This window comes from Vibrio sp. 1CM23M, from assembly GCF_023161755.1.
In the GTDB taxonomy this organism is placed as follows: domain Bacteria; phylum Pseudomonadota; class Gammaproteobacteria; order Enterobacterales; family Vibrionaceae; genus Vibrio; species Vibrio coralliirubri.
On record NZ_JALNTR010000018.1, the window covers coordinates 1 to 11,400 of the forward strand.

Sequence of the window (11,400 nt, forward strand, 5' to 3'; positions counted from 1 at the left end):
GGGGTGGCTAACGAGATTCGAACTCGCGACCACCGGAATCACAATCCAGGGCTCTACCAACTGAGCTATAGCCACCATTATTTCTTTTTGCCAATTTCTCACTTACCGAAGTAAGAGACCGGATGGCGCGCCTGAAAGGATTCGAACCTTCGGCCTTTGGCTCCGGAGGCCAACGCTCTATCCAGCTGAGCTACAGGCGCATGCCCTGTCGGCGGAGTGGAATAATACGTATATCACCCAATGCCGTCTAGTACTTTTTTAACTTTTTTTTCTGTTTGGTCTCTTTTTCGACAGTTAATATGTGATAAACCCCTTATTTGAGTACTACAACCCGCCACAGCTTATAAGTTGTTGTTTATTGCAACAACTTATCGGGATATAATCACCCATTATTTACATTGGTTTAACAGTTGCTCTTTGCTGGTTAAAGCCAAAACACCCTTCCAACACTATAAATTGGTAAGCATGTACTTACCTTGGGAATGTAAAGTGAGTTTAATGGATATGTCTCGTCGAATTTTAAGCGTTGTCATCGCAGTTTTAACCTTTTCAACTGGCGCAATGGCTGCAGGCCTAAGCGAAGCAGAGCACGATGCAATTGCTGAACGCATCAAACCAGTTGGCCAAGTTTACCTAGTCGGCAGCGAGCCAGTAGCCGCAGAACCAACAGGCCCTCGTGATGGCGCAGCAGTTTACGGTACCTTTTGTATCGCTTGTCACGCATCTGGCGTAAGTGGCGCACCTAAAACAGGAGATGCTGGTGACTGGGGTCCTCGTATTGCTCAAGGTCGCGACATTCTAGCTGACCACGCAATCAACGGTTTCAATGCGATGCCAGCGAAAGGTTCATGTATGGACTGTTCAGACGACGAAATCAAAGATGCTATCGAGCACATGATTGCCGGTCTGTAATTAAAAATGCCAGATTCAAAAAAGGTGACCTCATGGTCACCTTTTTTATTGGCTTCTATATAGTGCTGTAAAAGCAGAGCATTACTTTTTGTTGAACATTGCGCGAATATTCGCAATGTGCGCCTGCCCTTTCTCCATTCTTTCTTCAGCGGATTGAGGCTTCTTAACGCTTTCCCACTCCACATCATCATGCGGCAGCTCATCAAGGAAGCGGCTTTGTGTTGGCTTTATTAATTCACCATATTGACGACGTTCACGACACTTAGTAAAGGTCAGCTCTTTCTGCGCTCGCGTAATCCCCACATACATAAGACGACGTTCTTCTTCTACGTTGCCTTCATCAACACTGGTTTGGTGCGGCAAGATGCCCTCTTCTGCACCCATCAGGAATACATACGGGAACTCTAGACCTTTCGATGCATGCAGTGTCATTAATTGAACTTGGTCTGCATCGTCATCATCCTCACCACGCTCCATCATGTCGCGCAGCGTTAAACGTTGAACCACCTCGCGCAGGGTTTTCTCTTCTTTGTCGTAGTTGTCACCCTCAAGATCGGCCACAATCCAACTATAGAGATCAGAGACGTTCTTCATTCGCATTTCAGCGGCTTTCGGGCTCGCTGAGGTTTCGTACAACCAATCTTCGTAGTTGATATCACGAACCAAAGAACGAACGGCTTCAACCGTATTACCACGCTCAGCATTGTCTGAGATACGAACAATCCAGTCACCGAAACGGCGCAGGTTCTCTAAACCACGACCAGTCAATGTCTGCTCTAAGCCCATCTCAAAACTGGCTTCAAACAGACTCTTACCACGCATATTGGCGTAGCTGCCTAACTTCTCAAGCGTCACCGGACCAATCTCACGACGTGGTGTGTTTACAATACGTAGAAACGCGTTGTCATCATCAGGGTTCACCAACACACGTAGGTAAGCCATGATGTCTTTAATCTCGGCTCTCGCAAAGAAAGAGGTACCGCCAGAGATCTTGTAAGGCACACGGTTCTGCATCAGCGCTTTTTCAATCAAGCGTGATTGGTGGTTACCACGGTAAAGTACTGCGTAATCTTTGTATTCAGTACGGTTCAAAAACTTGTGCGCGATGATCTCACCGGTAATACGCTCGGCTTCATGCTCTTCATTCTTAGCATTCAATACCTTAAGCTTTTCACCGTCTGGGATCTCTGAGAACAGTGATTTTTCATAAACGTGTGGGTTGTTGGCGATCAAGATGTTCGCTGCACGCAAGATTCGACTGGTTGAGCGGTAGTTTTGCTCCAGTTTGATCAGACGAAGGTTCGGGTAGTCTTCACCCAGCAACACTAAGTTCTGCGGTTTAGCACCACGCCATGAATAGATAGATTGGTCATCGTCACCTACTACCGTCAAGCGACCACGATCTCCCACCAGTAAACGAACCAGCTCATATTGGCTGGTGTTGGTATCTTGGTATTCATCGACCAGTAAATAGCGGATACGCGACTGCCAGCGCTCACGTACCTCTTGATTGGTTTTCAGTAACAATACAGGCATCGCGATCAGATCATCAAAATCAAGCGCGTTGTATGCCTTCATCTGTTTTTGGTACATCTCAAAACAGAATGCAAACAACTGCTCTTGTTCGCCTTGAGCACGTGCTTTCGCCTGATCTGGTGTCAGCATGTCATTTTTCCAATTCGAAATGGTGCTCATTAAAGCGCGCAGCAAATCCTTATCACCATCGATCTGTCTCTCTGTTAACTCTTTTAACAAAGCTAGTTGGTCTTGGTCATCAAACAGAGAGAAACCCGCTTTCAAACCCAGCGCTTTATATTCACGACGAATGATGGTTAAACCCATGGTATGAAAGGTCGAAACAATCAGCCCTTTCGATTCGCCCTTACCCAGAGTTTGTCCAACACGCTCTTTCATCTCGCGTGCTGCTTTATTGGTAAAGGTTACCGCTGCAATATTGCGCGCCTTATAGCCACACTCTTGAACCAAGTAAGCGATCTTATTCGTGATAACACGTGTTTTACCGGATCCAGCGCCCGCTAATACTAAGCAGGGGCCCGAAACATATTTCACGGCTTCATCTTGTCTTGGGTTCAGTTTCATTTGATTCTCAGTTTGGTCTAGAGGGGCGAATTCAATTGCGCGCCTATAATAATGCTGCAACAGCACGAATGCTACGTTCTCTTATACAAGATTTTTACGCTGATTATGTAAAACTTTGTTGCACATGTGTGTGGTTATTAGGCTATAATGAATGAACGTTCATTCATTGGTGATTGAAATATGACAACTCATGCACCTCGGGATAAACGCCAGCAAATACTTTCTGCAGCTGAAAAGCTAATTGCAGAGGTCGGTTTCCAAGGCCTTTCAATGCAAAAATTAGCCAAAGAAGCAGGAGTGGCTGCAGGCACTATCTATCGCTACTTCGATGATAAAGAGCATTTGATAGAAGATGTTCGAATGCTCGTGACTCAAAGAGTAGCTGATGCTGTTCAAGAAGGGGTTAATGATTCGGATCCAATTAAACAACGCTACCGTACTATGTGGTTGAACATATGGAACTTAGCAGGAACGAATTTAGCCGCAATAAAAAATCGGGTTCAGTATGACTCTCTACCCATCACAAATAGCCTAAACTTCAGGGAACTAGAACGTAAAATGTTTGCCCAAGTTGAGCTGCTATTTAATGAGGGGAAAGAACAAGGATTGTTTAAACCACTTAACAATGAAGTATTAGGTGGATTGAGCTTGGCGGCTAGTGTTTCTCTAGCACGCAAGCATTCTTTAGGATTTTACCAACTTGATGAGGCAGAACTAGAATCTGCAATCGAAGCCAGTTGGGACGCAATAATTAAACACTAGATCGGAGTTTTGACCATAATGAAAAAGTGGACTTTCTTCATGTTACTCATCGCTGTACTACTTTTCGGCAGCGTTATTGGGTTTAACATGTTCAAACAACAAAAAATTGCTGAGTATATGGCCAACCGCCCTGAACCAGAGTTTCCAGTAACGGTAACTGAAGTTCAGCCGATCGACTGGGTTCCAGTGATTGAAGCTATCGGCTTCATCGAACCTAACCAAGGTGTGACACTAGCGAACGAAACCAGCGGTGTTATTGACCAGATCTCTTTCGAATCAGGTACTGATGTTAAGAATGGTCAGCAACTGGTACGTCTTGATTCTGACGTAGAGAAAGCAAACCTAAAGAGTTCTGAAGCTCGTTTGCCTGCTGCGAAAGCAAAATACAAACGTTACCAAGGTCTATTCAAGAAAGGTTCTATCTCTAAAGAAGCGTACGATGAAGCAGAAGCGAACTACTTCTCTCTATCTGCTGACATTGAAAGCCTAAAAGCATCGATCGAGCGTCGTGAAATTCGCGCTCCTTTCGATGGCAAAGTGGGTATTCGTAACGTATACCTAGGCCAATACCTACAGTCGGGTACCGATATCGTTCGTTTAGAAGATACTAGTGTCATGCGCCTGCGCTTCACGGTTTCTCAAACTGACATCTCTCGTATCAATGTTGGTCAGGCTATCGACATCTTTGTTGATGCTTATCCAGAAAAACCGTTTGAAGGCTCTATCAGTGCAATTGAACCCGCAGTAAGCATCCAAAGTGGTCTTATCCAAGTTCAAGCAGACATTCCAAATAATGATGGCAAGCTTCGTAGCGGTATGTTCGCTCGCGCTAACATCATTCTGCCTAAACTAGAGAACCAAGTAACTCTGCCTCAAACAGCAATTACTTTCACTCTATACGGTGACAATGTTTACATCCTGACTGAAGAAGACGGCGTTCAACGTGTTGCTCAACATGTTGTAAAAGTAGGTGAGCGTACAGCTGATATTGCACACATCCTTGAAGGCGTTAAAGCCGGCGATACGGTTGTAACTTCTGGCCAAGTACGTCTAAGTAACGGTGCCAAAGTTAAGGTTGTTGAAAGTGATGCAATCACTCCACCATCTGAAACACCTAAGCTGTAACTGGAGGCACAATGCGCTTTACTGATGTTTTTATTAAACGTCCAGTTCTAGCGGTATCCATCAGCTTTTTGATTGCGCTGCTTGGCTTACAAGCAATCTTCAAAATGCAGGTGCGTGAATACCCTGAAATGACGAATACCGTCGTAACCGTAACCACGAGTTACTACGGTGCAAGTGCTGATCTTATCCAAGGCTTTATCACCCAGCCCCTCGAACAGGCTGTGGCGCAAGCGGATAATATCGACTATATGACTTCTTCTTCTGTGCTCGGTAGCTCTACTATTACCGTTAACATGAAGTTGAACACCGACCCGAATGCGGCGCTGTCTGACATACTAGCCAAGACTAACTCGGTGCGTTCTCAGCTTCCTAAAGAAGCCGAAGATCCAACCGTAACCATGTCTACCGGTTCAACGACAGCGGTACTCTACATTGGTTTTACCAGTGATGAGTTGGTGTCGAGCCAAATTACCGACTACCTAGAGCGTGTAATCAACCCGCAACTATTCACGGTAAATGGTGTATCTAAAGTTGACCTCTATGGTGGTATGAAATACGCACTGCGCGTGTGGCTAGATCCATCAAAAATGGCGGCGGTAAACCTAACTGCAACTGACGTTATGGCGGTATTGGATGCGAACAACTACCAATCAGCTACGGGTCAAGCAACGGGTGAATTTGTTCTTTATAACGGCAGTGCCGACACGCAAGTATCGAACACTGAAGAGTTAGAGAACTTAGTCGTTAGAAGTGGTGAAGGTGAGATTATTCGTCTGTCTGACATCGCTAAGGTTTCTCTAGAGAAAAGCCACGACGTTTATCGTGCGAGTGCGAACGGTCAGGAAGCGGTTGTTGCAGCAATTAATGCGGCACCAAGTGCGAACCCAATCAACATCGCTGCAGATGTACTTGAGCTTCTTCCTCAACTAGAGAAGAACCTACCAAGCAACATCTCTATGAACGTAATGTACGATTCAACCATTGCGATTAACGAGTCAATTCAAGAGGTTATCAAGACCATTCTTGAAGCGGCATTAATCGTATTGATCGTAATTACCTTGTTCTTAGGTTCATTCCGAGCGGTACTGATCCCTATCGTTACTATCCCACTGTCTCTGATTGGTGTGGCAATGGTAATGCAAGCAATGGGCTTCTCTTGGAACCTGATGACGCTACTGGCAATGGTACTCGCCATCGGTCTGGTGGTAGATGATGCGATCGTAGTACTTGAGAACGTCGACAGGCATATCAAGCTCGGGGAGTCCCCTTTCCGCGCTGCGATCATCGGTACTCGTGAGATTGCGGTGCCTGTTATCGCAATGACACTAACTTTAGGTGCGGTATACGCTCCAATCGCGATGATGGGTGGTATCACGGGCTCACTATTTAAAGAGTTCGCATTAACCCTAGCCGGTTCTGTATTTGTATCGGGTATCGTAGCACTTACGCTATCGCCAATGATGTGTTCAAAAATGCTAAAAGCTCACGCTGAGCCGAGCAAATTTGAGCAGAAAGTTCATAGCGTTTTGGATGGCATGACTAACCGTTACGAGCGTATGCTTGGTGCGGTTATGAACCACCGTCCAGTGTTCATTGGCTTTGCGATCATCGTATTTGCAAGCTTGCCGATGCTGTTTAAGTTCATCCCTAGTGAATTAGCACCTTCAGAAGATAAAGGTGTAATCATGCTGATGGGTACTGCACCGTCGAATGCAAACTTAGACTTCATGCAAAATACCATGAACGACGTAAACAAGATTTTGTCTGATCAGCCAGAAGTAGCTTACGCGCAGGTATTTACAGGTGTGCCTAATGCAAACCAAGCATTTGGTATCGCATCTATGGTGCCTTGGAGTGAACGTGAGACGAGTCAATCAGAAGTAGCAAACCGTGTAGGTGAGCTTGTTAAAGATGTTCCAGGAATGGCAGTAACCGCCTTCCAAATGCCAGAACTACCAGGCGCAGGTTCAGGTCTTCCAATTCAGTTTGTTATTACAACGCCAAACAGTTTTGAGAGCTTGTTCCAGATCACCACTGACATTTTGACTGATGTAGCGACAAACCCACTGTTCGTATACTCGGATCTCGATCTGAACTACGACTCAGCAACGATGAAAGTACACATCGACAAGGATAAAGCGGGCGCATACGGCGTGACCATGCAAGATATCGGTATCACGCTAGGTACCATGATGTCAGATGGCTACGTAAACCGTATCGACTTGAATGGTCGTTCTTACGAGGTTATCCCTCAAGTTGAACGTAAATTCCGTTTGAACCCAGAATCGATGAATAACTACTACGTACGTGCTGCGGATGGCAATGCTGTACCACTAGGCAGTTTGATTACGATTGATGTTGTGGCAGAGCCTCGTTCTCTTCCTCACTTCAACCAATTGAACTCAGCTACGATTGGCGCAGTACCAGCTCCAGGCGCTGCAATGGGTGATGCAATTGCATGGTTTGAAGACACGGCGGCGAATAAGCTTCCAAGTGGCTACAACCACGATTACATGGGTGAAGCGCGTCAATACGTAACTGAAGGTAGCGCACTTTACGCGACCTTTGGTCTAGCACTGGCTATCATCTTCTTAGTACTAGCGATTCAGTTTGAATCTCTGAAAGATCCACTGGTTATCATGGTATCTGTACCACTGGCGATCTGTGGTGCCCTAATCGCTCTGGCTTGGGGTGCGGCAACGATGAACATCTACTCGCAAGTAGGTTTGATCACCTTGGTCGGCCTGATTACCAAGCACGGTATCTTGATCTGTGAAGTTGCAAAAGAAGAACAGTTGCATCATCACAAGACTCGTATCGAAGCGGTAATGGAAGCTGCGAAGGTTCGTCTTCGTCCAATCTTGATGACTACAGCTGCGATGATCGCGGGTCTAATTCCACTGATGTACGCAAGTGGTGCGGGTGCAGCTCAGCGCTTTAGTATTGGTATCGTAATCGTTGCTGGTCTAGCGATTGGTACTATCTTTACGCTATTTGTACTGCCAGTGATTTACAGCTACTTGGCTGAAAAACACAAACCTCTACCTGTATTTGTTGAAGACAAAGATCTAGAAAAGCTAGCTCGCGTCGATGAAGCAAAAGCAGCACACAGAGAATTAGCTGATAATAAGTAATCGCTAAGTCGTATTAACAGTAAAAAGGCTACTTCGGTGGCCTTTTTTTATACGCCATAGGCGACATCTCAAGTGTGATTAAATAGAATAGTGGTAAATATTCAGGAGTTTTAATTGATATGTTTGATCCAAAAAAACTAGAGCAGATTGCTAAGCAGATCCACGATTCTATGCCTCAACCAGTAAAAGAGCTTGGTTCAGACGTAGATCAAAAAGTTCGCCAGGTTATCCAAGGCCAACTAAACAAGCTAGACGTTGTGAGCCGTGAAGAGTTTGATGTTCAAACACAAGTACTGCTTCGCACTCGTCAAAAGCTAACTGAAATGGAACAAAAGCTAGCGGACTTAGAAGCAAAGATTGCCGATAAGTAAGCGTAAAGCAAGAAAACTGAAAGGGTTGGTGTGAAAGCACCAACCCTTTTGTGTTTCTGAGGATCAATCAACAACTACAAGTCGACGAAGACCTATCAAGCAATGTTCACTCAGTTGATTTATAAGGCTTTGTTCCTAAAAGCAAAAAGGCTTGGTCAACGGCGACCAAGCCTTTCTATTAGATGTTGTGTTGCTTATTTATAACTCCAATCAGTAAGGAGCTAGTGATACTGCTTCGCTTTTTCTGCAAATTTATCAGTATCTAAGCGACTCATTAACCGCCTACAGCGATACGCTTCATGTCGCTCATGTAGCTACGCAGCTCTTCACCAATGTACTCTACAGGGTGGTTACGGATAGCTTCGTTTACTTCAATTAGCTTAGCGTTATCAACTTGGTTAGATGTTTCACCTAGACCACAGCCGATTACGTCTGTCGCTACAGAAGGCATGAACTTCTCACGTAGTAGCGGTGTTGCTACGTTAGCGAATAGGTAGTTACCGTACTCAGCAGTATCAGAGATTACAACGTTCATTTCGTAAAGACGCTTACGAGCAACTGTGTTTGCGATTAGTGGAAGCTCATGTAGAGATTCGTAGTAAGCAGACTCATCGATGATACCAGATGCAGTCATAGCTTCGAATGCTAGCTCAACACCAGCACGAACCATAGCAACCATTAGGATACCGTTGTCGAAGTACTCTTGCTCTGAGATTTCTACGTCAGAAGCTGGGTAGTTTTCGAATGCCGTTTCGCCGGTCTCTTCACGCCAGCCTAGTAGGTTCACGTCATCGTTCGCCCAGTCAGCCATCATTGTGCTAGAGAAGTGACCAGAGATGATGTCATCCATGTGCTTGTTGTAAAGCGGACGCATTAGGTCTTTAAGCTCTTCAGAAAGCTCAAACGCTTTAACTTTAGCTGGGTTAGATAGGCGATCCATCATGTGAGTTACGCCACCAAATTTAAGTGCTTCAGTGATCGTTTCCCAACCGTATTGTAGAAGCTTGCCTGCATAGCCTGGTTCAATGCCATCAGCAATCATCTTCTCGTAAGATACGATAGAACCCGCTTGTAGCATGCCACATAGGATTGTTTGCTCACCCATAAGGTCAGATTTAACTTCAGCTACGAATGAAGACTCTAGGCAACCTGCACGGTGACCGCCTGTACCAGCAGCCCAAGCTTTAGCGATATCCCAACCTTCGCCTTTAGGGTCATTTTCTGGGTGAACAGCGATCAGTGTTGGTACACCGAAGCCACGCTTGTACTCTTCGCGAACTTCAGAACCTGGACACTTAGGTGCAACCATTACTACAGTAAGGTCAGAACGTAATTGCATGCCTTCTTCAACAACGTTAAAGCCGTGAGAGTAACCAAGAGCAGCGCCTTGCTTCATTAGAGGCATTACTGTTTCAACAACGTTTGTGTGTTGCTTATCAGGAGTAAGGTTGATTACTAGGTCTGCTTGAGGGATTAGCGTTTCGTAGCTACCCACAACAAAGCCGTTTTCATCAGCATTTTTGAATGATTGACGCTTTTCATCAATTGCCGCTTGGCGTAGAGCGTAAGATACGTCTAGACCAGAATCACGCATATTTAGACCTTGGTTTAGGCCTTGAGCACCACAACCAACAATTACGATTTTCTTACCTTCAAGGTATTCAGCTTCTGTCGCGAATTCTTCACGATCCATAAAGCGGCAACGACCTAATTGGTCTAGTTGTTCACGAAGGTTTAATGTATTGAAATAGTTAGCCATTCTAGGGCACTCCTTTAAAAATAAGTCCGTAAGGTCGATATCTCTCTATCGAATGACTTCATACTAAAACAGACACTCCGTTGCTGAAAGTGATATATTCACAATTAGTTATTGCAATAAATGCAACATGGAAACGATCGCAGAACATGAACATAAAATCTCTACAATTATTTATACATTTATGTGACAGCAAGAGTTTCAGCAAAACCGCTGCTGCTATGCACGTCAGTCCTTCAGCGCTGAGCCGTCAGATACAAAAGCTTGAAGAGGAAACAGGACAAGAACTGCTTATCAGAGACAACCGCAGTGTAGATCTGACCCCAGCAGGAAAACACCTATTGCCTGTAGCGTTGAGCATCGTGGGAGAATGGCAGCAATATAACCTTCATCTGAAGGGCGGAGAGCAAGAGCTTAAAGGTGAGATCCGTATATTTTGTTCAGTAACGGCTAGCTATAGTCACCTACCTGAACTCATAACCGAATTTAGGGCTATTCATCCGTATATTGAATTTAAGCTCTCTACTGGCGATCCAGCACAATCCATCGACAAGATCTTAAACGATGAAGCAGATATCGCTATCTCAGCAAAGCCAGACATCCTTCCTTCAAGGTTAGAATTCGAGACCATCAGCGATATTCCACTGTCAGTCATCATTCCATCTGGCGTGAGTAGCTTTAGCCAACAGCTGCAATCTGATAAACCAAACTGGAATGAAGTGCCTTTTATCATCCCAGAAGCAGGAACTGCCCGAGAACGTGCAAACGCATGGTTCAAAAAGATGAAGATAAAACCCAATATTTACGCTCAGGTATCTGGTCATGAAGCGATCGTAAGTATGGTTGCCCTTGGCTGTGGGGTTGGTATAGCCCCTGATGTCGTCATCAACAACAGTCCGGTACGTGACAAAGTAGACCGTTTAAAGATAGAGCCAATCAAACCATTTGAACTAGGGGTGTGCTGTAAGCGTGCACAATTAGAAAACCCATTAATTAGAGCATTTTGGCAGGTCGCCGAAGGGAAATACCTGCAAGACTAGTTATCTATAAGTGATAAATAACAGGTGTGGGGTCACAGGTAAAGAGCACGTTAGTGCTCCTTTTTGTTTTGCTAAACGACAGATATGAAAAAAGCCCGCTGATTTCTCAGCGGGCTTTTCAATGGTGGTGGAGGGATAGGGATTTGAACCCTAGAACCGCTATTAACGGTTGCCGGTTTTCAAGACCGGTGCTTTCGACC

General features: G+C 45.1%; 8 protein-coding genes and 2 tRNA genes. 6 read left to right on the forward strand and 4 right to left on the reverse strand.

Annotated elements, in window-relative coordinates; translation table 11 throughout:
• Positions 1–2: 2 nt before the first annotated feature.
• Both MSG35_RS23785 and MSG35_RS23790 read right to left on the reverse strand, forming a co-directional pair.
• A tRNA-His gene (locus MSG35_RS23785) sits at positions 3–75 on the reverse strand.
• 48 nt (positions 76–123) lie between these two features.
• Positions 124–200 (reverse strand) — tRNA-Arg (locus tag MSG35_RS23790).
• 298 nt (positions 201–498) lie between these two features.
• On the opposite strand from MSG35_RS23790, the gene MSG35_RS23795 reads away from it, so the two are divergent.
• Positions 499–912: a cytochrome c5 family protein gene (locus tag MSG35_RS23795; RefSeq protein WP_017063036.1), complete on the forward strand. Its 414-nt coding sequence runs from the start codon at positions 499–501 to the stop codon at positions 910–912.
• A gap of 81 nt (positions 913–993) precedes the next feature.
• Here the strand turns inward: MSG35_RS23795 and rep are convergent, their stop codons facing one another.
• Entirely contained in the window at positions 994–3,012 is a 2,019-nt protein-coding gene (rep, locus tag MSG35_RS23800; RefSeq protein WP_052880285.1) for a DNA helicase Rep, read from the reverse strand.
• Between the two features lie 180 nt (positions 3,013–3,192).
• Between rep and MSG35_RS23805 the strand changes: the two genes are divergently transcribed.
• The 4 genes from MSG35_RS23805 to MSG35_RS23820 all read left to right on the forward strand — a co-directional run bounded on the left by MSG35_RS23805 (position 3,193) and on the right by MSG35_RS23820 (position 8,404).
• Positions 3,193–3,774 carry a TetR/AcrR family transcriptional regulator gene (locus tag MSG35_RS23805; protein WP_017629442.1) on the forward strand — a complete coding sequence of 194 codons (582 nt, stop codon included), beginning with the start codon at positions 3,193–3,195 and terminating at the stop codon, positions 3,772–3,774.
• Between the two features lie 18 nt (positions 3,775–3,792).
• Entirely contained in the window at positions 3,793–4,899 is a 1,107-nt protein-coding gene (locus tag MSG35_RS23810; protein ID WP_019820916.1) for an efflux RND transporter periplasmic adaptor subunit, read from the forward strand.
• A gap of 11 nt (positions 4,900–4,910) precedes the next feature.
• Positions 4,911–8,033 (forward strand): multidrug efflux RND transporter permease subunit, encoded by a 3,123-nt coding sequence (locus MSG35_RS23815; protein ID WP_048612411.1) that lies wholly within the window; start codon positions 4,911–4,913, stop codon positions 8,031–8,033.
• A 119-nt stretch (positions 8,034–8,152) separates the two neighbouring features.
• Positions 8,153–8,404 carry an accessory factor UbiK family protein gene (locus MSG35_RS23820; protein ID WP_009848085.1) on the forward strand — a complete coding sequence of 84 codons (252 nt, stop codon included), beginning with the start codon at positions 8,153–8,155 and terminating at the stop codon, positions 8,402–8,404.
• A 274-nt stretch (positions 8,405–8,678) separates the two neighbouring features.
• Here the strand turns inward: MSG35_RS23820 and ilvC are convergent, their stop codons facing one another.
• On the reverse strand, positions 8,679–10,163 hold the full coding sequence (gene ilvC, locus MSG35_RS23825; protein ID WP_248385171.1) for a ketol-acid reductoisomerase: 1,485 nt from the start codon (positions 10,161–10,163) through the stop codon (positions 8,679–8,681).
• Positions 10,164–10,309: 146 nt separating this feature from the next.
• On the opposite strand from ilvC, the gene ilvY reads away from it, so the two are divergent.
• Positions 10,310–11,200: an HTH-type transcriptional activator IlvY gene (gene ilvY, locus MSG35_RS23830; protein ID WP_048612410.1), complete on the forward strand. Its 891-nt coding sequence runs from the start codon at positions 10,310–10,312 to the stop codon at positions 11,198–11,200.
• Positions 11,201–11,400 lie beyond the last annotated feature (200 nt).

Coding starts and splice junctions, on each gene's coding strand:
- ilvY (WP_048612410.1), top strand. CDS start 10,310: ATGAACATAAAATCTCTACAATTATTTATACATTTATGTGACAGCAAG.
- rep (WP_052880285.1), bottom strand. CDS start 3,012: ATGAAACTGAACCCAAGACAAGATGAAGCCGTGAAATATGTTTCGGGC.
- MSG35_RS23805 (WP_017629442.1), top strand. CDS start 3,193: ATGACAACTCATGCACCTCGGGATAAACGCCAGCAAATACTTTCTGCA.
- MSG35_RS23820 (WP_009848085.1), top strand. CDS start 8,153: ATGTTTGATCCAAAAAAACTAGAGCAGATTGCTAAGCAGATCCACGAT.
- MSG35_RS23795 (WP_017063036.1), top strand. CDS start 499: ATGGATATGTCTCGTCGAATTTTAAGCGTTGTCATCGCAGTTTTAACC.
- MSG35_RS23815 (WP_048612411.1), top strand. CDS start 4,911: ATGCGCTTTACTGATGTTTTTATTAAACGTCCAGTTCTAGCGGTATCC.
- MSG35_RS23810 (WP_019820916.1), top strand. CDS start 3,793: ATGAAAAAGTGGACTTTCTTCATGTTACTCATCGCTGTACTACTTTTC.
- ilvC (WP_248385171.1), bottom strand. CDS start 10,163: ATGGCTAACTATTTCAATACATTAAACCTTCGTGAACAACTAGACCAA.